The organism is Rhodococcus sp. IEGM 1305, assembly GCF_030058635.1.
GTDB lineage: Bacteria > Actinomycetota > Actinomycetes > Mycobacteriales > Mycobacteriaceae > Rhodococcus_F > Rhodococcus_F opacus_D.
Map to the genome: position 1 here is coordinate 1 of NZ_JASHKX010000026.1, position 23,612 is coordinate 23,612.

A 23,612-nucleotide genomic window follows, 5' to 3' on the forward strand; every position below is an offset into this window, starting at 1 on the left:
CTGCGACCCCGACCTCGTCGACTACCCGATCCCGGGCAACGACGACGCCATCCGCAGCGCCGCCCTGCTCACCAAGGTCGTCGCATCCGCAGTGGCCGAGGGCGTGCAGGCCCGTGCCGGACTGAGCGCCGACAAGGACGCGAAGCCCGAGGCCGGCGCCGGCGAACCCCTCGCCGAGTGGGAGCAGGAACTGCTCTCGCAGGCCGCGCCCGCCGCCGAGGCAGCGCCCGCCGCAGAGGCCGCTCCCGCAGCTGAGGCACAGGCGGCTCCGGCTGCCGAGGCCCCCGCAGCAGAGGCACCCTCCACCGAGGCCTGATCCGATGCACACGGCCCTGACCAGAGATCTTTTGGTCAGGGCCGTTTCACGGTCCGAGTACTACCCTGACTTACGTCCCGACAGACATATGAGGAGGCTCGCTCACCATGGCGAACTACACCGCCGCTGACGTCAAGCGGCTCCGCGAGCTCACCGGCTCCGGAATGATGGCCTGCAAGAACGCTCTCGCTGAGGCCGAGGGTGACTTCGACAAGGCTGTGGAGCAGCTGCGCATCAAGGGCGCCAAGGACGTGGGCAAGCGTGCCGAGCGCACCACGGCCGAGGGCCTGGTCGTTTCCAAGGACGGCGTCCTGCTCGAGCTCGACTGCGAGACGGACTTCGTCGCGAAGAACGAAGACTTCCTGAAGCTCGCCGAGTCGATCGTCACGGTCGCCGCGGCAGCGAAGCCCGCCGACGTCGACGCGCTCAAGGAGCTCGACCTCGACGGCAAGACGGTCGACACCGTCATCCAGGAGCAGTCCGCGAAGATCGGCGAGAAGCTCGTCCTGAGCAAGATCGCCTCGTTCGACGGGCCGGTCGCGGTCTACCTGCACAAGCGCAGCGCCGACCTGCCGCCCGCCGTCGGCGTCCTCGTCGAGTACACCGGTGAGGGTGACGCTGCTGCGGAGGCCGCTCGCGGTGCCGCCATGCAGGTCGCGGCGCTCAAGGCCAAGTACGTCACGCGTGACGAGGTCCCCGAGGACATCGTCGCCAACGAGCGTCACATCGCCGAGGAGACCGCTCGCGCCGAGGGCAAGCCGGAGCAGGCTCTGCCGAAGATCATCGAAGGCCGCGTCAACGGCTACTTCAAGGACGTCGTGCTGACCGAGCAGTCCTCGGTGCAGGACTCCAAGAAGTCCGTCAAGGCGATCCTCGACGAGGCCGGCGTCACCATCAAGCGCTTCGTTCGCTTCGAGGTCGGTGCTTCGAGCTAGTCGTGTGAGTCGTATGGCCCCGTCGGACGAGTGCGCTCGCCCGGCGGGGCCTACGTATACCGCCACCGTCCTGATGAGGCAGGATGAAGATGGCCGTCTGAATGGGTCGAGTAGGCGCGTGGGTGTGCTCGGCCGCTGTCGAAATCGACGAGTGCTGTGGAACTGAGGAGAGCAATGTCCGAACCAGCCAACGAACGTACGGGATTCCATCGAGTCCTTCTCAAACTCGGCGGAGAAATGTTCGGTGGTGGCAAGGTCGGCCTCGACCCCGACGTGGTGACCAAGGTTGCGGAACAGATCGCCGAGGTCGTGCGGTCCGGGGTGCAGGTGGCGGTGGTCATCGGCGGCGGCAACTTCTTCCGTGGTGCGGAACTGCAGCAGCGAGGTCTGGACCGCGCGCGTTCCGACTACATGGGCATGCTCGGCACCGTGATGAATTGCCTTGCTCTGCAGGACTTCCTGGAGAAAGAGGGCATCGACAGCCGCGTGCAGACGGCGATCACGATGGGGCAGGTGGCGGAGCCCTACATTCCGCTGCGCGCTCAGCGGCACCTCGAGAAGGGCCGCGTCGTGATCTTCGGCGCCGGCATGGGCATGCCCTACTTCTCGACCGACACGACCGCGGCGCAGCGCGCACTCGAGATCGGCGCCGAGGTCGTCTTGATGGCCAAGGCCGTCGACGGCGTGTTCACCGCGGACCCGAACCTCGACCCGACCGCGACGATGTACACGCAGATCACGCACCGTGAGGTCATCGAACAGGGACTCAAGGTCGCCGACGCGACCGCGTTCAGTCTCTGTATGGACAACGAGATGCCGATCATGGTGTTCAATCTGCTGACCGAGGGGAATATCGCTCGGGCAGTGTCCGGTGAGAAGATCGGAACGCTCGTCAAGTCATGACGCGAGTGACACGCTCGACACCGGGTTTTCTCGAAACAGAGGCAGTGACGAATCGATGCAGAACGACATGGAGGAACAGCCGTGATTGATGAAGCTCTCTTCGAAGCCGAGGAGAAGATGGAGAAGGCTGTCACGGTGGCCAAGGACGATCTCGGATCGATCCGCACGGGCCGCGCGAATCCTGGCATGTTCAATCGCATCGGAATCGACTACTACGGCGCGTTCACCCCGATCACGCAGCTCGCCAGTATCAACGTGCCGGAAGCGCGACTGGTCGTCGTCAAGCCGTACGAGGCCTCGCAGCTCGGAGCCATCGAGACGGCGATCCGGAACTCCGACCTGGGCGTGAACCCGTCCAACGACGGAAACCTGATCCGCATCTCCGTTCCCCAGCTCACCGAGGAACGCCGCCGCGAACTGGTCAAGCAGGCCAAGTCCAAGGGCGAGGACGCCAAGGTGTCCGTGCGCAACGTGCGGCGCAAGGCGATGGACGAGCTGTCCCGGATCCAGAAGGACGGCGAGGCCGGCGAGGACGAGGTCGGTCGGGCCGAGAAGGAACTCGACAAGACGACCGCCCGGTACGTCGCGCAGGTCGACGAACTGGTGAAGCACAAGGAAGCCGAGTTACTGGAAGTTTAGTCACGAGACGAGGAGTGGATCGGGGACAGTGACCGTGCCAGCAGAACACGGGACCCCAGGGGGACCCATCTCGGAGGGCGACCCCTCGGAACCGGTCTCCGAGGGTGCGCCGGCGCCGGAGGCGGCCCCGGCCGGGAAGTCGAAGGCCGGGCGTAACCTTCCTGCCGCGATCGGCGTGGGCGTCGGTCTCGGCGTCGCGCTGATCCTGATCCTCGTCTACGTGCCGCTGGTATGGATCGCCGTGGTGGCCGTCGCGATGGCGGTCGCCACCTGGGAGGTCACCAAGCGCCTTCGGGAGGCCGGGATCAGCGCCCCCCGGATCCCGCTGCTCGCCGGCGGCCAGGCGATCCTGTGGCTGGGGTGGCCGTTCGGCCCGGTCGGGGTGCTCAGCGCCTTCGCGGGGACGGTGCTGGTCTGCATGGTCTGGCGTCTGTTCGACCACGGGCTGAAGGCGACACCCCAGAATTTCCTCCGGGACACCGCGATCACCGTGTTCGTCGCCTCCTGGATTCCGCTGCTGGCGTCGTTCGCTGTGCTGATGGTGTTGCAGGACGACGGCGCCGGGCGGGTGTTGTGCCTGATGATCGGCGTGGTCTGCTCCGATGTGGGCGGCTACGCGGCGGGTGTGCTGTTCGGCAAGCATCCGATGGTGCCGGCGATCAGCCCCAAGAAGTCGTGGGAAGGGTTCGTCGGTTCGCTGCTGTTCTGTGTCATCGGCAGCCTGCTCACGGTCACCTTGATCCTCGACGAGAACTCGATGATCGGCGTGCTCCTCGGTGTGGTGCTGGTGGTAACCGCCACGCTCGGCGATCTCATCGAATCCCAGGTCAAGCGAGAGCTTCGCATCAAGGACATGGGCACCCTGCTCCCCGGTCACGGCGGGATCATGGACCGTCTCGATTCCCTGCTGCCGTCGGCGTTCGTGACGTGGCTGGTGCTCACGGTTCTCGTCTGACCGCCCTGCCGTGACCATCCCCAGCCCGAACATCTGGCACTGGCCGGAGTGGTACGAGGTAGAGAACCGCGCCCAGGACGTGGACGGGGCGATCTTCCGTCACCTGCGTGGGGCCGTGGACTGGACGGGCGGCACCGTCGCCGACGTGGGCTGCGGGTCCGGCTTCCACCTCCCGGTCTTCGCCGAGTCCGCGGCCACGGTCTACGGAATCGAACCGCATCCGCCGTTACTCGAACGTGCGCGCACACGGGTGGGGCACCTGCCGAACGTCCGCGTGATCGAGGGCTCGGCCGAAGGCATACCCCTCGGCGACGCGAGCGTGGACGTCGTGCACGCACGGACCGCCTACTTCTTCGGCCCCGGCTGTGGCCGCGGAATCTGTGAGGCGATGCGGGTGCTGCGCCCGGGCGGCGCGCTCGTGGTGGTCGACCTGGACGCCACGGCCCATCCCTACGGCGAATGGATGCGGGCCGACCTGCCGCAGTACAACCCGGAGACCGTCGAGGCCTTCTTCGCGGCGCAGGGGTTCGACATGGTGCGCGTGGAGACGCGATGGCGATTCCCGGATCGGGAATTGCTGCGCGGAGTCCTCGGTATCGAGTTCACCAAGAAGACGGCATCGAAGGCGTTCGCGCAGACACCCGGCGTGGCTCTCGACGTGCGTTACCGCGTGCACGTCCGCCGAAAGCCCGCCGGGCTGCAGATTCTCTGACCGGCGTCGTTTACCGCGGTGCGATGTGGAAGAGCTTCGCGAGCGCGTTGATCTTCTTGGCCTTCGCCAGCTTGGGGAGGTCGCTGCCGTCCCGCACCCGGGAGCCGTCCTCGCCGAGGTCCGCGATCACGTCGAGCGCCCATTCGGCCTCGTCCGGGGACGGGCTGAGTGCGTCGTTGACCGGCGCCGTTTGCGCGATGGTCATGCACAGCTTCCCGGTCATGCCCATCGACAAGGTCAGCGCCGAGGCCCGGACCAGGGCGTCGACGTCGGTGCCGAGGGTGGGGCCGTCGATCGGCGGTGCGATCCGGGCTGCCCGGCTGGCGACCGTCAGCCGGGAGCGGGGGTAGGCCATCGCCAGCGGCGAATCGTCCATCCCGGTGTCGCGGCGGAAGTCGCCGCTGCCGAACGCGAGCCGGAAGGTGGCCTCCGTCCGGGCGATCTCGGGTGCGGCCTCGAGCCCCATCGCGGATTCGACGAGGGCGAGCACCTTCGTGCCCTCCGGGAGCCGCTCGGCGGTGGCGTCGACCTGCATTCCACTCTCGGTCTTGGCGAGCATGACGCCCTCGAGCCCGGGAACACCGTTCAGCGCTGCCAGGTCGTCCGCCCAGTAGGGTGTGGTCGCGTCGTTGATCCGCACCCACGCGCGCCGGTGCTCGCCGAGCCAGGCGACGACGTCGGCGCGGGCCCGGGGTTTGCGGTCGGGTGTGACGGCGTCCTCGAGGTCGAGGATCACGGCGTCGGCGGCGCTGGCATGGGCCGCCTCGAAACCCTCGGGTTTGCCGGCGGGAACCAGCAGCCAGGATCGTGCTTGTTCAGCCGCGATTCGCGGTGCCACAGTCGTCTCCATGTCGGCCTTCACAGTCGTGCCGTTCCGGTGATATCCACGACAGTAATTCTGCTCGCTCAGCGTCTGTGTAATCCACTTGCGTAACTATTGTTCAGTTAGAAATTACTGTTCAGGCGCCGCTGCCGGTTCGCGGCCCGGCGGATCTGGATGATGCGGACACCGCCCGCGAGGGCCATGATCACCGCGCCGGCGATCGCCGCGAACAGCAGTGTGACCCCCAGTGGGAGGGTGAATTCCCAGACGAACATTTCGAGGGTCACGCTGTCGAGGTTCTGCAGGATGAACACGAGAAGCAGTACCAGAACGACGATTCCGATCACCAGACCGGTCCACGTGGCGCCCACCCGGGTGTGCGTGATGCCCTTCCGGCGTGCGACGTCGGAATGCTCGGTGTCCGCCGGTGAGGTGTTGGGGTGCGGTGGGCCGGTGGGCACCGGACCGGTGCCGGGGCCGCGGCCGACTGGGACGTCCGGAGGGAAGTTCGAGGGGTCGTCCGGTGTTGTCGACATAAGTTGATCTTCACCCACCTGGGCGGGTTCCGCATGCGCATCGGGCGGCGAAACGACGTCGATCAGGCATCCGCACGACAACGACCCCCGAATCAATGGGACAATGGAGAAACTATGGCTGTCTCGCTTCCCCTCGTTTTCACCGCGCCCCGGCGTGGGATGCCGCCCAAGCATCTCGCGGACCTCGACTCTGCCGAGCGGCGGGAGGCCGTCAAGGAGCTGGGTCTGCCCGGGTTCCGGGCCGACCAGCTGGCCAGGCAGTACTACGCGCGGCTCGAGGCGGATCCGGAGAAGATGACCGATCTTCCCGCTGCCGTGCGCGAGCAGGTGGGCGCGGCCCTGTTCCCGACGCTGCTGACCCCGGTCAAGCACCTGGCCTGCGACGGCGGCGACACCCGCAAGACGCTCTGGAAGGCGAATGACGGGACGCTGCTCGAAAGCGTCCTCATGCGCTACCCCGACCGCGCGACGCTCTGCATCTCCAGCCAGGCGGGCTGCGGAATGGCGTGCCCGTTCTGCGCGACCGGTCAGGGCGGGCTGCAACGCAACCTGTCGACCGCCGAGATCGTCGACCAGGTGCGTGCCGCCGCGGCCGCGCTACGCGACGGCGACGTCCACGGCGGTCCTGGCCGGTTGTCGAACGTCGTCTTCATGGGAATGGGGGAGCCGCTCGCCAACTACAAGCGAGTGGTCGCCGCCGTCCGTCGCATCACCTCGCCCGCCCCCGACGGCCTCGGGTTGTCGCAACGCTCCGTGACGGTATCGACGGTGGGTCTGGCGCCCGCGATCCGCAAGCTCGCCGACGAGGACCTCAGCGTCACGCTGGCCGTGTCTCTGCACACCCCGGACGACGAACTGCGCGACACCCTGGTCCCCGTGAACAACCGCTGGTCGGTCGCGGAGGTCCTCGACGCCGCCCGCTACTACGCGGACAAGTCCGGCCGCCGCGTCTCGATCGAGTACGCGCTGATCCGGGACGTCAACGATCAGCCGTGGCGCGCCGACCTGCTGGGCAAGAAGCTGCGCAAGGCGCTCGGGCCGCTGGTGCACGTGAATCTGATCCCGCTGAACCCCACGCCGGGCAGTGAATGGGATGCGAGCCCGAAGCCGGTGGAGAAGGAATTCGTCCGGCGCGTGCTGGCGCAGGGTGTGTCCTGCACGGTCCGGGACACCCGCGGCCAGGAGATCGCCGCCGCCTGCGGGCAGCTCGCCGCCGAGAACTGAGCTCCCACCGAACAGGCCGAAACGACGAAAACCCCTCGTTCCCGAGTAATCGGGGCGAGGGGTTCGTTCGTGGTTCGGTGTTACCGGGGCTTACGCCGCAGGACGATGTCGCGAACGAGGATCGCGACCATCAGGGCCGCGCAGCCGATCAGCCACAGGTCCTCGACCAGGCCGGTGTGGTTGCCGATGATCATGAGCAGCAGGAACACGGCGAAGAACCATCCGAAGAACCGGAACGTCTTCGGCGCCTCACCGCTCCAGCCCCACGCTGCCGACGGGACCTCCGCGGTGTCGACGTGTGCGGCCACGATGGGGTCGCTGGACGAGGGCTCCAACTGGGTACCGGCCACGATCGATCCTCCTGCAGATTCGGTTGCGCTACTCGACATATCGTGACATACGACTGCCCGTCGTATGTAGCGGGGCCATCCATGGCGGGCGGTCCGCATTTCATCAGGAACAATGGGTGGGTGGATGAAAACAGGCCCACTCGCGTCCTGCTGCTCGGCAGCACAGGTTCGATCGGTACCCAGGCGTTGGAGGTGGTGGCCGCCAACCCGGACAAGTTCACGGTGGTGGGACTCGCGGCCGGTGGCGGAAACGTCGAACTGCTGGACCGGCAGATTCGTGAGACGGGTGTGTCCTCCGTCGCAGTCGCGGATCCGTCGGCGGCCGCATCGCTGGATCGGCCCGGCGTGCTGAGCGGACCGGAGGCCGTCACCGAACTCGTGCGGACCACCGAAGCGGACGTCGTGCTCAACGCACTCGTCGGTTCGCTGGGACTGGAGCCGACCCTGGCCGCGCTCGAGTCCGGTGCGCGGCTCGCCCTCGCCAACAAGGAGTCGCTCGTCGCCGGCGGGCCCCTCGTCACCGCGGCGGCGGCTCCGGGACAGATCGTGCCGGTGGACTCCGAGCACTCCGCGCTGGCCCAGTGCCTGCGGGGCGGCAGCGCGGACGAGGTGGACCGGCTGGTTCTCACCGCCTCGGGCGGACCGTTCCGTGGCTGGACGGCCGATCGGCTCGAATCGGTCACACCCGAGCAGGCCGGTGCCCACCCCACGTGGTCGATGGGGCCGATGAACACGCTGAACTCCGCGACACTCGTCAACAAGGGGCTCGAACTGATCGAGACCCACCTGCTGTTCGGCGTCGACTACGACCGGATCGACGTCACCGTTCACCCGCAGTCCATCGTGCACTCGATGGTCACGTTCACCGACGGGTCGACGCTGGCGCAGGCCAGCCCACCCGACATGAAACTTCCGATCGCCCTGGCGCTCGGCTGGCCGCACCGGATCGCGGGCGCCGCCGCGGCCTGCGACTTCAGCACGGCGTCCACCTGGGACTTCGAGCCGCTCGACTCGCAGGTTTTCCCCGCCGTCGACCTCGCCCGCGAGGCAGGCAAGGGTGGGGGATGCCTCACCGCGGTCTACAACGCTGCGAACGAAGTCGCGGCTCAGGCATTCTTGGACGGGATCATCCGGTTCCCGCGCATCGTCCGCACCGTCGCCTCCGTGCTGTCCGAGGCGGACGAGTGGTCGGCGCCACCGGCTACCGTGGAAGACGTACTGGCCGCCGACGGCTGGGCACGTGAGCGAGCACGTCAGCTCGTGAAGCAGGAAGGCTAGAACTGCATGGTGTTCGCAGTGGGCGTTGTTCTCTTCGCCCTCGGGATCGCGCTGTCGATCGCACTTCACGAAGCGGGGCACATGTGGGTGGCGCAGGCCACCGGCATGAAGGTCCGCCGGTACTTCATCGGTTTCGGACCCAAGATCTTCTCCTTCCGACGCGGTGAGACCGAGTACGGGCTCAAGGCGCTCCCACTCGGCGGGTTCTGCGACATCGCCGGGATGACGGCGCTGGACGAGCTCGAACCGGACGAAGAAGACCGGGCCATGTACAAGAAGCCGACCTGGAAGCGCCTCGCGGTGATGTCCGGCGGCATCGGCATGAACTTCGTCCTCGGCCTCGTGCTGGTCTACGTCCTCGCCGTCGGCTGGGGGCTGCCCGACCTCAACCGGTCCACCGACGCGGTCGTCGGCTCGGTCGGGTGCGCGGCGCCCACCCAGGGGCCCGGCCCCGACTACGCCCTGTCCGAATGCACCGGTCCCGGCCCCGCCGAGCAGGCGGGCATCAGGACCGGCGACGTCGTCACCGCGGTCGACGGCAAGGACACGCCCACGTTCGCCGACGTCGCCGCCGCCACGCGATCGCTGTCCGGTCCGGTGGACTTCACGATCGAGCGGGACGGCGAAGAGCAGACGATCGTCGTCCCGGTCCAGCAGGTGCAGCGCTGGGTCCAGGAGGAGGGGGAGACCGAACCTCACGAGGCGACCGTCGGCGCGATCGGTATCGGCGCGACACCGAGCGTCGTCGAGCACTCGGCCCTCTCGGCGGTGCCCGCCTCGTTCGAGTTCACCGGCGACATGTTCGTCATGACGGCCGAGCGGCTGGTGCAGATGCCGAGCAAGGCCGTCGACCTGTGGCACGCGGTGACGGGTGGAGAACGCGACCCGGAGACCCCGATCTCCGTGTACGGCGCCAGCGTCATCGGCGGCCAGATCGCCGAACAGGGCATCTGGGAAGCGTTCGTGCTGCTGCTCGCGAGCCTGAACTTCTTCCTCGGGATGTTCAACCTCCTGCCGCTGCTGCCACTCGACGGCGGGCACATGGCGGTCACCGTGTACGAGCGGGTCCGGGACTGGTTCCGCAGCAGGCGCGGACTGCCCAGCGGGGGACCCGTCGACTACATGAAGCTTCTGCCCGTCACCTATGTGGTGATCGTCATAGGCGGCGCATACATGCTCCTCACCCTGACCGCCGACATCGTCAACCCGATCAAGCTCTTCCAGTGATCGCTAAACTCGGACTTGAAGCTACGAAAGAAGGCACCCACGTGACCAGCCCTGTCGGATTGGGTATGCCCGAAGGCCCGGCCGCCGTTCTCGCACCCCGCCGCAAGACTCGCCAGCTCCAGGTCGGGACTGTCGGTGTCGGCAGCGACTTCCCGGTATCCGTGCAGTCGATGTGCACCACCAAGACCCACGACGTCAACGCCACTTTGCAGCAGATCGCCGAACTCACGGCGTCCGGCTGCGACATCGTCCGCGTCGCCTGCCCGCGGCAGGAGGACGCCGACGCCCTCGCGATCATCGCGAAGAAGAGCCAGATCCCGGTCATCGCCGACATCCACTTCCAGCCCCGGTACATCTTCGCCGCCATCGAGGCGGGCTGCGCGGCCGTCCGCGTGAACCCCGGCAACATCAAGGAGTTCGACGGACGCGTCAAGGAGGTCGCGAAGGCCGCGGGTGACGCCGGTATCCCGATCCGCATCGGCGTCAACGCCGGTTCCCTCGACCCGCGGCTGATGCAGAAGTACGGCAAGGCCACGCCGGAGGCGCTCGTCGAGTCCGCCCTGTGGGAGGCGGGACTGTTCGAGGAACACGGGTTCGGCGACATCAAGATTTCGGTGAAGCACAACGACCCGGTGATCATGGTCGAGGCCTACCGGCAGCTGGCGGCGCAGTGCAACTACCCGCTGCATCTCGGGGTGACCGAGGCCGGTCCGGCGTTCCAGGGCACGATCAAGTCGGCGGTGGCGTTCGGTGCGCTGCTGGCCGACGGCATCGGCGACACCATCCGGGTGTCGCTGTCCGCCCCGCCCGCCGAGGAGATCAAGGTCGGCACGCAGATCCTGCAGTCGCTGAACCTGCGGCCCCGGAAGCTCGAGATCGTGTCCTGCCCGTCGTGTGGGCGCGCGCAGGTCGACGTGTACACGCTGGCCGACGAGGTCACCGCCGGTCTCGAGGGCATGGAGATCCCGCTGCGCGTGGCCGTCATGGGGTGCGTCGTCAACGGTCCCGGTGAGGCCCGCGAGGCCGACCTGGGTGTCGCGTCCGGCAACGGCAAGGGGCAGATCTTCGTCAAGGGCAAGGTCATCAAGACCGTGCCGGAGGCGCAGATCGTCGAAACCCTCATCGAGGAAGCGATGCGGATCGCCGAGGAGATGGAGGGTGATGCGACGTCCGGATCACCCGTCGTGACGGTCAGCTGAGTCGGCGCAGGCAGCGGGCAACGAAACGTCTCCCGTTTCCGGCGAGTTCATGGCAATCTGGTGGGCAGGTCCACTAGCTGACAAGGTTGGGTAGATGCTCAAGCTCCTCGGTGCTAAACAGTTGAGCAGTCGGGACGCAGCACACGTGCTCCGCGTTCTCGACGCCGATCCTGTCGCCGCCTGTATGGTTGCCGCTCGTGTAGAAGAGGGCGGCGTCGATCCCCGGATGATCCACGGAGAGTTGTGGAGTCGGGGCGGGCCGCTCGAATCGTTGTGCTTCTCGGGCGCGAATTTCGTGCCGCTGCGCGGCAGCATCGACGACATGCGGGCGTTCGCCGACCGGGCCTGTCGCACCCCGCGCATGTGTTCGTCGCTGGTCGGCCGGGCCGAACTGACGTTGCCGCTGTGGGAGATGCTCGAGATGGATTGGGGGCCTGCCCGCGAGGTCCGGCCCGACCAGCCGCTGCTGGCGCTGGCGAGTACCCCGCAGTGCCGCCCGGATCCCTTGGTCCGGCAGGTGCGGATGCACGAACTCGAGCAGTACCTGCCTGCCGCGGTCGCGATGTTCATCGAAGAGGTCGGCATCGATCCCCGCGCCAACGACGGCGGACGAGGGTACCGGCGCCGCGTCGCCAATCTCATCGCCGCCGGCCGGGCGTGGGCCAGATTCGACGACGGTCAGGTGGTGTTCAAGGCCGAGGTCGGATCGGTGTCCTCGCGGGTGGGGCAGATCCAAGGCGTCTGGGTGCATCCGATGTATCGCGGGCACGGGTTCGGGGCGGCAGGTACCGCGACGGTCGCGGAGGCCGTCATCGCCGAGGGCCGCATCGCCAGCCTCTACGTCAACAGCTTCAACACGGTGGCCCGCAGCGCCTACGCGCGCATCGGCTTCAGCCAGGTCGCGACGTTCGCCACAATTCTCCTGGACTGACTCGCTGTCCGCCTACCGTGTCGGCGGTGTCCGCCGACATACCATGGGCGGCGATGAACCTGCGGCCATATTCTCGCTTACGCGTCGTCCAGTCGATCGCCCTCTGCGGCGCCGCTGTGCTGACGGTGGGTCTCACGGCGTGCACGCCGAGGCCGGACGGTCCGGAACCGGCCGCGCAGGCGTTTCTGACGGCCTTCGCCGAGCAGGACTCGGAGGAGGCCGCCGATCTGTCGGACCGGCCCGACGTCGCCCGCCAGGCCCTCGAGTCCGCGTGGACGTCGCTGCAGGCCGAGTCTCTCGACGCCCGGACGACGGATGTCCACGTCAGCGGTGACACGGCCACCGTCGGGTACACATACGAGTGGCATCTGCCGAAGGACCGGGTGTGGACGTATTCGGGTGAACTCCAGATGGGGCGGCGCGGCGGCGACTGGGCCGTGCGGTGGAGTTCCACCAACGTCCATCCCCGGCTGGGTGATCGGCAGACGATGTCGCTGCGGTCCACTGCCGCCCCGCGGGCGCGGGTCAACGAGCATTCCGGGTCGGACGTCCTCGTGCCCGGCGTGGTGTACCGCGTGAAGTTCGATGCGGCGCAGTCGGGCAACGTGATCGGCAGTGCCCAGTCCCTGGCGTCGGCGCTCGCCACGTTCGACAACACGCTCACTGCGCAGTCGATCGCCGAATCGGCGACGGCGGTGAAGGGCGACTACCTCGTCACCAGGCTGCGGTCGGACGACTACGAACAGGTCGCCGGCGTGCTCGGCGCCATTCCCGGTGTGAGCGTGTCCGACGAGGCGGATCTCGTGGCCACCGACCGGAACTTCGCACCCGATCTGGTCGGTCAGGTGAAGAAGACCGTGATCGACGAGGTCGACGGCAAGGCCGGCTGGAGTGTGGTGACGGTCAACCAGAACGGCGTGGACACGGACGTGCTCACCGAGACGGCGCCGCAGACCTCCCCGTCGTTCTCGATCAGCCTCGACCGTCCCATCCAGATCGCCGCGCAGAACGCCGTCAATGCTCGCACCGATCAGACGATGATGGTCGTCATCCAGCCGTCGACCGGCGACGTCCTGGCCGTGGCGCAGAACAAGGCCGCGGACAGGGACGGACCGGTCGCGCTCACCGGCCTGTATCCGCCCGGTTCGACGTTCAAGATCATCACCGCAGGCGCCGCGATCTCGTCGGGAATCGCGACACCCGACACGATGGTGCCGTGTCCGGGACGCATCGAGATCGGTGAGCGCAGCGTCCCGAACTACAACGAATTCGCGCTCGGCACCGTGCCGATGGCGACGGCGTTCGCCCGCTCCTGCAATACGTCGTTCGCGAAACTCGCCAGCGAGATGCGGCCCGACGCACTGACGGTCGCGGCGTCGCAGTACGGAATCGGGCCCGACTACGAAGTGGTGGGCCTGCCGACCGACTCGGGTTCGGTGCCGCCGGCCGAGGATCTGGTGCAGCGAACCGAGGACGGGTTCGGGCAGGGCAAGGTGGTGGTCAGCCCGTTCGGAATGGCGTTGGCCGCCGCGACCATCGCGCACGGTTCGACGCCCGTGCCGCGGTTGATCGCCGGACGGGAAACCACAATCGACGGCGAGCATCCTCAGATCAGCCCGGAGATGGTCGACGGGCTGCGCGGGATGATGCGTCTCGTGGTGACGAGCGGTACCGCGGAGCGGATCGAAGACCAGGGCGAGGTGTACGGCAAGACGGGTGAGGCGGAGGTCGAGGGCGGTTCGCACGCCTGGTTCGTCGGCTACCGCGGCGACCTCGCGTTCGCGACGCTGGTGGTGCGCGGCGGCAGTTCCGACAACGCCGTCGCCGTCACCCGCGACATGTTCGCCGCGCTGCCCGAGGGGTACTGACACCGACGCTGTCCACCGATCGGGGGACGCGGAATTCATCCTGTTCAGGGGCTGATCGGTGGACAGACGCTGCCCCCGGGGCGGTCCATAGTTGGTTGCAGACGGAAGAACCCGCACAGCCGGGATCGAAAAGCCAACGTGGACAGGAAGTCGGACCATGACCATCAGTGCAGAAGTGAACCGCGTGGAGACAGCGAACGGCACCCGGAGGGTGTTGTTCGTCGGGCGCCCGGGCGCCGGTACGGAGCTTACGCGGTGGGTTGCGTTGCGGCAGTGGGCTTCCGACCGTGGAATGGAATCGATCAGCGAATGTGAGGGTGACGTCGTCTGCGCGATCGCGACCGAGGACGTCCTGGACGGACTCTGTTCGCCATCCGATGCGATGGCGATGCAGCTGGCGCGGGCTCGAGGGGTGCCCTGCGTCGGCGTTCGCGACGCACACGTTCTCGAGGATGCGATCTGACATGGGGTTCGAGATCATCGAACGCGGCGAGACCCTGGTGGCCGGTCTGCCCGTGCGAAGCCCCCAGCGGGCGTTGGGGAAACTGAGCGACCCCCGCCTGGACCGTGCATGGACGCGCGTGCTCCACCACGAGGTCGGGGGACCGCTCGCGTCCACCTACATCGACTTCGCTCCCGACGTCGAGTCGTATTACACCCAGATCGTCGGGTACGAATGCGCGACGGTGGACGACGCCACTCGGGGTCACGTCATTTCGCGGATACCGCCCGGCACGTACGCCAAATTCTCTTCGCGGGGAATGTTTCCCGACGTGATGCTGCGGCTGTGGGCGCAGGTCAGCGAGGCGGAGACGAACGGCGACATCGAGCGGACGTACACCGGGGACCTCGAAGCGTACCCCCACGCCTACGCCGTGGATCTGTACATTCCGATCCACGTGGACGAGTCCGGGGCGCCGTCGAGTGCGGTGGGGTCGAGTGTGATGGGTGAGAAGCGATGATCGAGATCGTCAAGAGGCAGGCCGAATCGTTTGTGGGCCTGACCATTCCCGAAGGCAAACCCGGACGTCCCGGGCCGGGCCGGGAACTCGTCGACTACACGGTGGAGCGGATCAGGGATCGGGGGATCTCCGAGATCTTCGTCGTCTACGCGGCGTCCCCGCCGCCGCGCACGTTCACGGTCGTCGTCGGATACCCGTGCGATTCGACCGACAAGATGGAACCCGGCGACGTCCTGGTCGGCGTGCGTTCCGGCTATTTCGCCCGATTCTGTTGCGAGGACGAATCGGAACCGGAGGCGCTCGCCGAGACGTGGAGCGTCGCCGACTACGCGGCGGCGCGCGGCCGGATCGAACGCGCCTTCGCGGAGGACTTCGAGGTGCATCATCCGGACGGGTCCGTCGAACTGTTCCTCTCGTTGTACTGAGCGGCGACCGGGCGGGTCACTCGTGCTCGGCGAGTTTCTCGGGGTCGATCTGGGGCCCGCTCTTGCCGAGCCTCTTGTTCACGAGGACGGTCCCGGCCCACAGCACGACACCGATTCCGAGGAGAACGCCCGCGATCTGGTACTGCACCGCGGGACGGTCGGCGAAAGGAGTGACCAGGAAGCCACACGTGAGGGCGCCGATGATCGGAAAGATGGTCGGCACCCGGAAATGCTTGTGCTCCACCGGCTGCTTGCGCAAGACGAGCACGGTGATGTTGACGATGGTGAACACGCCCAGCAGCAGCAGCGCGGTGGTGCCGCCGAGTTCGGGGACCTCACCGACGAACGTGATGAGGCCGAAGGCGAGGATCGTGGTGAAGACGATGGCAACGTACGGCGTGCGCCGCGTGGCGTGAACCTTGCCGAGCGGGGGAGGCAGGACGCCCTCGCGGCTCATGCCGTACAGCAGCCGGCTCGCCATCAGCATGTTGATCAGCGCCGTGTTGGCGACGGCGAACATGGTGATGAATGCGAAGATCCCGATCGGGAACCCGGGCGCCCCGGCCTGAACGACCTTCAGCAGCGGGGTGTCACCCTCGCCGAGTTCGCTCACGGGTACGAGGGCGATCGCGGTGATCGACACGAACACGTAGATGCAGCCGGTGATGATCAGGCCGGTCAGCAGGACCTTGGGGAAGATGCGGCTCGGTTCCTTGCATTCCTCGGCCATGTTGACCGAGTCCTCGAACCCGACCATCGCGAAGAAGGCGAGGGCGGTGCCCGCGACGACCGCGCCGAGTGCGGATCGGTCGCCGGTGTCGAACGTGGCGACCCGGGAGAAGTCGCCGTCTCCGACGCCGAGGGCCCACAGCCCGATCATGATGATGATCAGGAGACCGGACAGCTCGACGCAGGTGAGGACGACGTTGGTCTTGACGCTCTCGCTGACTCCGCGGAAGTTGACGAGACCCACCAGCGTCATGAAGCCGAGACCGAGCAGGGTGATGCCGATCCCGGTGGAGAAGTCGAGGTCGAACGCCTCGACGAAATTGGCGGCGAACGCCCGCGACGCCGTCGACGCGGACGTGATTCCCGAGCACATCACCGCGAACGCGACCATGTACGTGAGGAAGTGCACCCCGAACGCCTTGTGCGTGTACAGGGCGGCGCCTGCGGCCTTCGGGAACTTGGTGACCAGCTCCAGATAACTGAATGCGGTGATGATCGCGACGACGAATGCCACCAGGAACGGCAGCCATACCGCGCCCCCGACCTGATTGGCCACCTTTCCGGTGAGCGCGTAGATGCCGGTGCCGAGGATGTCTCCGACGATGAACAGCAGGAGCAGCCCCGGGCCCATCACCCGCTTGAGGCTGGGCTGTTCGGGCGAATTCGAATCCGGTGCGTTCGAACTCGTGGCGTCCGCTGTCGATCCCATGATCCACCGCCTTTCGCTACCGCCTGCGTCCCTCGTTCGAGGAGACTGTGTTCGCTAGGGGAGCAGCCCGAGCCTGCGCGCGGTGACCACCGCCTCGTGCCGCGACCGTGCGTCGAGCTTGCTCATGGCACTGCGCAGGTAACTCTTCACCGTCTCGGGGCCCACCGAGAGGCGCTGTGCTGCTTCACTGTTGGTGCATCCCAGGGCCACGTGAGACAGGACGTCGATCTCGCGTGGGGTGAGGCGGACGCCGGGGTCCTCGTCGGCGCTGTCGGCGTCCGGCCGCAGAATGCCCGCCAGTCGCTGCGACAGCCCGCGGAGACGGGTCTGCAACGACGTGTCGGCGACGGTCTGTGCGACACTCCGCAGCTCCGCGTGGATGTTGCGGAGTTCCTCGGTGGTGGCGCCGCCGGCGCCGCTCACGTCGAGCGTCTTCATCATCTCGAGGCGGCGATCGACCTCGTCCCGGATGGCGATCTCGGTGCCGAGGCGCCGGGACGCCGCGACGACGATGTCGGCGGTGCGGTCGCCGATCGGTGCGCAGTCGCGGATGGCGGCGTAGAGCACGGCGCGCGAGCTGCCCCGCACCATGACCGGCACCGCGAGGATGGACCGGAGTCCCTCACTGAGGACGGGCCGGTCGTAGTGGTGGGTAATGGTCGAGGAGCGGCCGTAGTCGTTGACCGCCACCGGTGTGCGCTGGGCGACGACGCGGCCACCGAGACCGGAACGCGAGGGGATCGCGAGGCCTTTGAGGTTGTTGGTTCGGGTGCCGACGAACTCGCTGAGGTGCAGTGTGCCGTCCTGGACCTCGCCGCCGAACAGGACCGGCGCGACACCGTGAGCTGCGATGGAGCGCAGCTCACCCCGAAGTGCGTCCCCGTCCCGAGGGCGCAGCAGCGACGGTGCACGAGCAACCAAGTCGGTCACCCCTTTCCGGGGGTAGTCACAGCGGTCTGTGAGCTAGATCATAACCGTAGTGAGTTCGGGCGACGGCCCGATCATCTGTCACAGGCCATGAGAGCACAAGGAGTACCGCATGACCACCGATCCCACCGCACGCGTGCGTGAGCTGCTGGACCAGTACGACACGCCGACGGCGTCCGCCGCGGAACTGCTGTGTGATCGACACCCCGCCGACGACGTGGCATTCACCGTCGTCGAATCGGATCTGTCGTCGACGGACCTCACCTACGGCTACCTGCGCGAGCAGTCCACGCGATTCGCCGCCGCACTCGCCGACCTCGGCGTCGAGCCGGGCGACCACGTCGCGACGCTGATGGGCAAGTCGGCCGAACTGGTCGTCGCGCTGCTCGGCATCTGGCGCCGGGGTGCCGTCCACGTTCCCCTGTTCACCGCGTTCGCGCCGCCCGCGATCGCGTTCCGGCTGGGCGCGAGCGGGGCGAAGGTCGTGGTCTCCGACGCCAACCAGCTCGACAAGCTGACTCCAGGGGAGGACATCCCCGCGGACGCGTCCTGGCAGGTCGTCGTCGTGGGCGGGGCCGGCGCCGATGCGCTCGACTTCGCGACGCTCGTGGAGTCGCACGACGCCGCGGATGCGAAGGGTGCGGCCGTCACGGTCGGCGGCGACGGACCCCTCGTCCAGTTGTTCACCAGCGGCACGACCGGCACACCGAAGGGGGTGCCGGTGCGGCTGCGGGCCCTCGCGTCGTTCCACGCCTACCAGGAGTTCGGCCTCGACGTCCGCAAGGACGACGTGTTCTGGAACGCCGCCGACCCCGGCTGGGCGTACGGCCTGTACTACGCCCTGCTCGGGCCCCTCGCCGCGGGCATCCGCAGCATCCTGCTGCACGCCGGGTTCTCCGCGCCCCTCACCTGGCAGGTGATGGAGCGCTTCGGCGTCACCAACTTCGCCGCCGCGCCCACGGTCTACCGCAGCCTGCGGGCCGACCCCACGCCGATCCCCGAGACGGTGACACTGCGGCGCGCGTCGTCGGCGGGTGAACCGCTCACCCCCGACGTGATCTCGTGGGCCGAGGCCAACCTGAACGTGTTCGTGCGCGACCACTACGGCCAGACCGAGCACGGCATGTTCATCGCCAACTCCTGGGCCGACGGACTGCGGGACGAGGTGCGCGACGGGTCCATGGGCAAACCGCTGCCGGGGTGGGCGTGCGCCGTCCTCGAGGACGACTCCGACGCGATCGCGCCGCCGCGCACCCCGGGTCGGGTCGCGATCGACACACTGGGCAGCCCACTGATGTGGTTCACCGGCTACGTCGACGCCCCGGAGAAGACCGCGCAGCGGTTCACCGCCGACGGTCGCTGGTATCTCACCGGCGACGCCGGGCAGACCGACGAGGACGGCTTCTTCTTCTTCTCCGCCCGCGACGACGACGTGATCATCATGGCCGGCTACCGGATCGGGCCCTTCGACGTCGAGAGTGTGCTCGTGATGCATGACGAGGTCGTCGAGGCTGCGGTCGTCGGGATGCCCGACGAGTTGCGCGGTGAGGTGCTCGAGGCGTTCGTGGTCCTGCGCGAAGGCGTCGACGGGACCGACGAACTGGAGGTCGAACTGCAGACGCTGGTGAAGAAGAAGTTCGCGGCGCACGCCTACCCGCGCACCGTGCACTTCGTCCCCAACCTGCCCAAGACCCCCAGCGGCAAGGTGCAGCGGTACCTGCTCCGCCAGAAGTAGGCGGCTCCGCCGCCCGTGCGCCTTTCTGGTAGCTCCAGCTACCAGAAAGGCGCACGGGTGCTTCAGCGCCCGCGGATGCGGCCGACGACCAGCAACGCGAGGAGGGTGACCGCGAGCAGCAGCGTGGTGTCGGCCGCGGCGAGGAAGACCTGACCACGGTCGGTGAGCCCGAAGATGCTCACCGGCAACGTCTTCCAGGTCGCCGGATACACCATCACGGTGGCGCCCAGTTCGCCCATCGACAGCGCGATCGACAGGCCCGCGGCGGCGCCGAGCGCAGGCAGCAGGAGCGGCAGCGTGATCCGCAGCAGGACCCGGGTGGGACCGGCGCCGAGGGATTCGGCGGCCTGCCGGTAGGCGGGATCGAGGCGGTCCAGAGCCGCCGAGACGGTGCTGAACGTGAACGCCAGCACGAGGATCGTGTGCGCCAGGATGACGATCCACTTCGTTCCGCCGAGCAGGAGCGGCCGCGAGTTGAACGCGATCAGCAGACCCAGTCCGATCGCCACGGACGGGATCGCGATCGGCAGGTGGAAGACGGCGTCGGTGATGCGGCGCAACCACGTCGGCGCCTCACGCGCTGCCAGTGCCGCCCACGTCCCGACCACCAGTGCCAGTGCGCCTGCGATGAACGCCGTCTGCAGGCTGACGGTGAGACTGGCGAGGTTCTCGTCGGACAGTGCCTTCGCAAAGTTCCGGCCGCCGAGGTCCGACGGCAGTGGGCCCGTCCAGGACCCGGCCAGCGCGGCCGCGATCACGGTGGCGATGGGTGCCACGAACACGACGGTCACGACGACCGCGAACACGGCCAGGGCCAAGGCTCTAGACCTTCTCGTCCACAGCAGCACGGCTGCCTCCCGTCAGCGTGGCGAACACGAATCGGTATGTGCAGTACAGGGTCAGCGACAGCGCCACCTGGACTGTGGCGATCACTGCGGCGCCCGGCAGGTCGAACGTGACGATGCCGCGCGTGTAGATCAGGACGGGCAGCGTCACCACGTCCTTGGCGCCCGTGAACAGGACGATGCCGAACTCGTTGAGGGTGAGCAGCAGCACCAGCGATCCACCCGCCAGCAGTGCGGGCCACGCCTCGGGCATCACCACGGTCCGGAGCACCCGCAGCGGCGACGCCCCGAGACTGGCGGCGACGTCGAGTTGTTCGCGGGGGATCTGGGTGAACGCGGCGAGCAGGGGGCGGACGACGAACGGCGTGAAGAACGTGACCTCCGCGGCGATCACCCCGAGTGGGGTGCCGAGGAAGTTCAGCGGTCCGTCGGCGTCGCCGGTGATCCGCGCGATCAGTGCGTTCACTGCTCCGGCGGTGCCGTAGAGGAACGTGAACGCCAGCGTGATCAGGAACGACGGCAGTGACAGCACCGCGTCGATCAGCCGTCCCACGACCTTCGATCCCGTGAACGGGACGAACGCCAGGACGAGCGCGAGGAACGTGCCGAGGATCAGGCAGCCGAGGGTGGAGAGGGCGGCGATCTGCACCGTCCGCCACAGGGCTGTGCGGAACAGTTCCGAGCCGAGCACCCTGGACCAGTTGTCCAGACCGGAACCGGTCTCGGAGTCGAGGGATTCGGTGAGCACCCGCGCCATCGGGTAGACGGCGAATCCGAGTACGAGCAGCAGGGGTGGGAGCGTCCACGCGATGCCTCGCCACCGGAACGGCTCGCGGGAGAGCGGTGCCGTCGCGGCGGGCGGACGCTCGAGGGTCGCGGTCATGTCGCCGGTACCAGGACGCTGCCGTCGGACGGGAACTGCACGCCGACGACGGTGCCCGGACCACGCTGGTCGTGACCGGACACGTCCGCGTCCACCTGCACTCCCTCGAAATCGTCGACGGCGAGCGTGATCCGCGTGGTCGATCCCCGCCACACCGTCGAGACGATCCGCGCCGAGAACGAACCCCGCGCGCCGGGCGCCGTCAGCGTCACCGCGTGCGGGCGGACACACAGGAACGCGGGCAGGTCCGACTCCCACTCCACGTGCCCGATGTCGGGTTGCGGCGCGGTTGCAGTGACGGGAACGCCGCCGATCGACACGAGCGCCGACGTCCCGATCACCCGGGTGACGGTGCACGGCAGCAGGTTGGCGCCGCCGAGGAATTCCGCGGTGAAACTGCTCGGCGGCCGCTTCCAGAGATTCTCGGCGGTGTCGATGTCGGCGAGCCGGGAGTTCCGCATGACGGCGATCCGGTCGGCCAGCGCCAGCGCCTCGCTCTGATCGTGCGTGACGTAGAGCATCGCAGTGTCGGGCAGGGCCGCCCGCAGCCCCGCAAGCTCACCGAGCATGCTCTCGCGCAGTTGGGCGTCCAGCGCGGCGAGCGGTTCGTCGAGCAGCAGAACCGAGGGCCGGATCGCGAGGGCCCGCGCGATCGCGATCCGCTGCTGCTGTCCGCCCGACAGTTCGCGGGGCAGGCGCTTGCCGTAGGCGGACATGCCGACCATGTCGAGTGCCTCGGCCACCCGCGCGCCGATCTGCGCGCGCGGCACCCGTTGGGAGCGGAGGCCGAACGCGACGTTGTCGGCCACCCGCATGTGCGGAAACAGCGCGTAGGACTGCACGACGACGCCGATTCCCCGTTTCGCGGGTGGTAGGTCGGTGACGTCGCGGGATCCGAGCCGCACGGAACCCGAAGTGGGGCGGACGAATCCCGCGAGTGCCTTCAGTGCGGTCGACTTTCCGGATCCGCTCGGGCCGAGCAGGGCCACCGTCTCACCGCGGCCGACGCGCAGGTTGAAGTCGATCAGGGCGTGAGTCACGCCCTTGCCGCGGCCGTAGCCGACGGTGACGCGGTCGAACGTGATGGCCGGCGCGGAGAAGTCGGTGGCTCCGCGGACCGCAGTGGTGTGCGACGGGTGTGCCCGCCTGGCTGGAGTTCCCGACACGATCAGCTCCCGGTGGCCTTCTGGTACGCCGCGATGTCCGAATCGAGTTCGGTGAGTACGTCGTTCCAGTTCGGCGACCACACCTGCACCCCCTGCAGTGCTCGCGCCGGGGAGCTCTCGCCCGCGGCGGCGCGCACGTCTTCGCGGACCGACATGCCGAGCGCGTCGTCGGCGACCGTCTTCTGCGACTCCTCGGACAGCAGGAACTCCATCAATTGCCTGCCTTGCTCGCTGCGGGGCGCGCCCTTCGTCAGACCCATCACGTACGGCAGGGCGACGGTGGTGCGGGTGCCGTCGGCGGCGGCGGGGAAGAAGAGGTCGAATGTCGAACCGTCCTCGGCGATGGACGTGAGGTTCATCTGGACGTCACCGTTGGCGACGAGCAGTTCGCCGTTGCTGACCTTCGGCTGCAGCTTGCCGGTCGAGGACGACGGTCCCACGTTGTTGACCTGAAGCTTGGTGAGATAGTCGAGTGCGCCGTCCTTGCCCCTCAGGTGCTGCAGGAGCAGCAGCACCGCGGTGCCGTCGCCGGCCTGGCCGGGGGTCGAGTACTGGATCTTGCCCTTGAACTGGTCGGACAGCAGGTCGTCCCAGGTCCGGGGAGCAGGCGAGGCCGCCGGGTTGGCGATGAAGGACAGGTAGTTCTCGACGACGGGAACGAAGTGACCGGCCGCGTCCTTCTCCGCCGCGGGAACCGCGGAGGCGTCGACACCGCTCGGAACGAGCAGTCCCTGGGAGTCGGCCTTCTGGATGAACGGCGGCAGCGTGACGACGACGTCGGCCTGCGGGTTCGACTGTTCCTTCTCGAGGCGAGAGACGACTTCGCCGGATCCGGCCTCGACGAGGTTCACCGCGATCCCGGTCTGTGCGGTGAAGGCGTCGAAACGCGATTTGTACCAACCGGAGAGCCCGTCGGCGCTGTAGACGGTGACGGTGTCGGTGCCCGAACCGGCGGCGGTGCCGGTTCCGCCGCAGGCGGTTCCGAGGGTGAGGACGGTCGCGGCCAGGGCGGCAGCGGCGATCCGGGGGCGAAGACGCATGACGGGTTCCTAACGATGAGGGGGATTGCGAAACGGAGCTTGCCGTTTGGTCTAGACCAGTGGGCCACTGCGAGAAGAACGGCAGGTGAACAATTGGTATAGACCATTTTTCGGGTACGCTCGGCCGCATGAACGACGACAGCGGCGCGTCCGGGGAGTCCGCGTTGATCGACACTACGGTGGCGCTGCGGTCGCTGTGCTGCGTCTACGACGGCGAGGGGTGCGACTGGCTCACACCGCAATTCAGAGGGTCGACGACGTGATTGCCGTCGCGCGCACAGTACGAGACACGGTG

General features: G+C 67.8%; 26 protein-coding genes. 17 read left to right on the forward strand and 9 right to left on the reverse strand.

The genetic code is table 11. The features are described from left to right. The 6 genes from QM693_RS26895 to QM693_RS26920 all read left to right on the forward strand — a co-directional run. The coding region (locus QM693_RS26895) for a 30S ribosomal protein S2 (RefSeq protein WP_283353832.1) at positions 1-316 on the forward strand (316 nt) is incomplete at its 5' end. Positions 317-423: 107 nt separating this feature from the next. Beyond that, complete coding sequence (gene tsf / locus QM693_RS26900) at positions 424-1,251, forward strand: translation elongation factor Ts (protein WP_105419397.1); 828 nt, start codon at positions 424-426, stop codon at positions 1,249-1,251. A gap of 174 nt (positions 1,252-1,425) precedes the next feature. Beyond that, positions 1,426-2,154 carry a UMP kinase gene (gene pyrH / locus QM693_RS26905; RefSeq protein ID WP_005240535.1) on the forward strand — a complete coding sequence of 243 codons (729 nt, stop codon included), beginning with the start codon at positions 1,426-1,428 and terminating at the stop codon, positions 2,152-2,154. A gap of 81 nt (positions 2,155-2,235) precedes the next feature. After that, complete coding sequence (gene frr / locus QM693_RS26910) at positions 2,236-2,793, forward strand: ribosome recycling factor (RefSeq protein WP_005240537.1); 558 nt, start codon at positions 2,236-2,238, stop codon at positions 2,791-2,793. A gap of 28 nt (positions 2,794-2,821) precedes the next feature. Beyond that, entirely contained in the window at positions 2,822-3,748 is a 927-nt protein-coding gene (locus QM693_RS26915; RefSeq protein WP_283334786.1) for a phosphatidate cytidylyltransferase, read from the forward strand. Positions 3,749-3,758: 10 nt separating this feature from the next. Continuing rightward, entirely contained in the window at positions 3,759-4,460 is a 702-nt protein-coding gene (locus QM693_RS26920) for a class I SAM-dependent methyltransferase (RefSeq protein WP_280781760.1), read from the forward strand. Between the two features lie 10 nt (positions 4,461-4,470). Here QM693_RS26920 and QM693_RS26925 read toward each other — a convergent pair whose 3' ends face one another. Further along, positions 4,471-5,322: an HpcH/HpaI aldolase/citrate lyase family protein gene (locus tag QM693_RS26925; protein ID WP_280781761.1), complete on the reverse strand. Its 852-nt coding sequence runs from the start codon at positions 5,320-5,322 to the stop codon at positions 4,471-4,473. 83 nt (positions 5,323-5,405) lie between these two features. Continuing rightward, positions 5,406-5,819 (reverse strand): LapA family protein, encoded by a 414-nt coding sequence (locus QM693_RS26930; protein WP_283353833.1) that lies wholly within the window; start codon positions 5,817-5,819, stop codon positions 5,406-5,408. Positions 5,820-5,933: 114 nt separating this feature from the next. Here QM693_RS26930 and rlmN point away from each other — a divergent pair, with 114 nt between their 5' ends. Beyond that, entirely contained in the window at positions 5,934-7,043 is a 1,110-nt protein-coding gene (rlmN, locus tag QM693_RS26935) for a dual-specificity RNA methyltransferase RlmN (protein WP_005240549.1), read from the forward strand. Between the two features lie 80 nt (positions 7,044-7,123). Here rlmN and QM693_RS26940 read toward each other — a convergent pair whose 3' ends face one another. Continuing rightward, entirely contained in the window at positions 7,124-7,393 is a 270-nt protein-coding gene (locus QM693_RS26940) for a DUF2631 domain-containing protein (protein WP_009479745.1), read from the reverse strand. Positions 7,394-7,474: 81 nt separating this feature from the next. Here QM693_RS26940 and dxr point away from each other — a divergent pair, with 81 nt between their 5' ends. The 8 genes from dxr (at position 7,475) to QM693_RS26980 (ending at position 15,283) form a co-directional block, all read left to right on the forward strand. Beyond that, positions 7,475-8,671, forward strand: coding sequence for a 1-deoxy-D-xylulose-5-phosphate reductoisomerase (dxr, locus tag QM693_RS26945; protein WP_411194596.1), 1,197 nt, complete (start codon positions 7,475-7,477; stop codon positions 8,669-8,671). A 6-nt stretch (positions 8,672-8,677) separates the two neighbouring features. Next, on the forward strand, positions 8,678-9,898 hold the full coding sequence (locus QM693_RS26950; RefSeq protein ID WP_105419387.1) for a M50 family metallopeptidase: 1,221 nt from the start codon (positions 8,678-8,680) through the stop codon (positions 9,896-9,898). A 41-nt stretch (positions 9,899-9,939) separates the two neighbouring features. Then, positions 9,940-11,097 carry a flavodoxin-dependent (E)-4-hydroxy-3-methylbut-2-enyl-diphosphate synthase gene (gene ispG, locus QM693_RS26955; RefSeq protein ID WP_283353834.1) on the forward strand — a complete coding sequence of 386 codons (1,158 nt, stop codon included), beginning with the start codon at positions 9,940-9,942 and terminating at the stop codon, positions 11,095-11,097. 94 nt (positions 11,098-11,191) lie between these two features. Continuing rightward, on the forward strand, positions 11,192-12,028 hold the full coding sequence (locus tag QM693_RS26960) for a GNAT family N-acetyltransferase (RefSeq protein ID WP_009479750.1): 837 nt from the start codon (positions 11,192-11,194) through the stop codon (positions 12,026-12,028). Positions 12,029-12,081: 53 nt separating this feature from the next. After that, entirely contained in the window at positions 12,082-13,896 is a 1,815-nt protein-coding gene (locus QM693_RS26965) for a penicillin-binding transpeptidase domain-containing protein (RefSeq protein ID WP_182623980.1), read from the forward strand. A 157-nt stretch (positions 13,897-14,053) separates the two neighbouring features. Then, positions 14,054-14,359, forward strand: a complete 306-nt coding sequence (locus QM693_RS26970; protein ID WP_105419381.1) for a hypothetical protein — start codon at positions 14,054-14,056, stop codon at positions 14,357-14,359. 1 nt (position 14,360) lies between these two features. Then, a complete protein-coding gene (locus tag QM693_RS26975) occupies positions 14,361-14,858 on the forward strand; it encodes a GyrI-like domain-containing protein (RefSeq protein WP_283353835.1) in 498 nt (165 codons plus the stop codon). Further along, positions 14,855-15,283, forward strand: coding sequence for an AraC family transcriptional regulator (locus QM693_RS26980; RefSeq protein WP_280781766.1), 429 nt, complete (start codon positions 14,855-14,857; stop codon positions 15,281-15,283). Before QM693_RS26975 ends, QM693_RS26980 begins: the two co-directional genes overlap by 4 nt. A gap of 16 nt (positions 15,284-15,299) precedes the next feature. Here QM693_RS26980 and QM693_RS26985 read toward each other — a convergent pair whose 3' ends face one another. Both QM693_RS26985 and QM693_RS26990 read right to left on the reverse strand, forming a co-directional pair. Continuing rightward, positions 15,300-16,721, reverse strand: a complete 1,422-nt coding sequence (locus QM693_RS26985; RefSeq protein WP_280781767.1) for an APC family permease — start codon at positions 16,719-16,721, stop codon at positions 15,300-15,302. Positions 16,722-16,775: 54 nt separating this feature from the next. Further along, entirely contained in the window at positions 16,776-17,651 is an 876-nt protein-coding gene (locus QM693_RS26990) for a helix-turn-helix transcriptional regulator (RefSeq protein ID WP_283334780.1), read from the reverse strand. A 109-nt stretch (positions 17,652-17,760) separates the two neighbouring features. Here QM693_RS26990 and QM693_RS26995 point away from each other — a divergent pair, with 109 nt between their 5' ends. Further along, on the forward strand, positions 17,761-19,383 hold the full coding sequence (locus QM693_RS26995) for an AMP-binding protein (protein WP_280781769.1): 1,623 nt from the start codon (positions 17,761-17,763) through the stop codon (positions 19,381-19,383). A 62-nt stretch (positions 19,384-19,445) separates the two neighbouring features. On the opposite strand, the gene QM693_RS27000 is transcribed toward QM693_RS26995, so the two are convergent. Genes QM693_RS27000 through QM693_RS27015 form a run of 4 tightly spaced genes read right to left on the reverse strand, consistent with a single transcriptional unit; the run spans position 19,446 to position 23,317 of the window. Continuing rightward, positions 19,446-20,231, reverse strand: coding sequence for an ABC transporter permease (locus tag QM693_RS27000; RefSeq protein WP_283353836.1), 786 nt, complete (start codon positions 20,229-20,231; stop codon positions 19,446-19,448). Beyond that, the gene (locus QM693_RS27005) at positions 20,206-21,111 is read right to left on the reverse strand and encodes a 2-aminoethylphosphonate ABC transporter permease subunit (protein ID WP_280784608.1); all 906 of its coding nucleotides are present in this window, start codon (positions 21,109-21,111) and stop codon (positions 20,206-20,208) included. The genes QM693_RS27000 and QM693_RS27005 overlap by 26 nt, the downstream gene beginning before the upstream one ends. Then, positions 21,108-22,277 (reverse strand): ABC transporter ATP-binding protein, encoded by a 1,170-nt coding sequence (locus QM693_RS27010; protein WP_283353837.1) that lies wholly within the window; start codon positions 22,275-22,277, stop codon positions 21,108-21,110. Before QM693_RS27010 ends, QM693_RS27005 begins: the two co-directional genes overlap by 4 nt. A 2-nt stretch (positions 22,278-22,279) precedes the next feature. Continuing rightward, the gene (locus QM693_RS27015) at positions 22,280-23,317 is read right to left on the reverse strand and encodes a 2-aminoethylphosphonate ABC transporter substrate-binding protein (RefSeq protein WP_280784610.1); all 1,038 of its coding nucleotides are present in this window, start codon (positions 23,315-23,317) and stop codon (positions 22,280-22,282) included. Between the two features lie 128 nt (positions 23,318-23,445). Here QM693_RS27015 and QM693_RS27020 point away from each other — a divergent pair, with 128 nt between their 5' ends. Continuing rightward, positions 23,446-23,580 (forward strand): hypothetical protein, encoded by a 135-nt coding sequence (locus tag QM693_RS27020; protein ID WP_283353838.1) that lies wholly within the window; start codon positions 23,446-23,448, stop codon positions 23,578-23,580. Positions 23,581-23,612 lie beyond the last annotated feature (32 nt).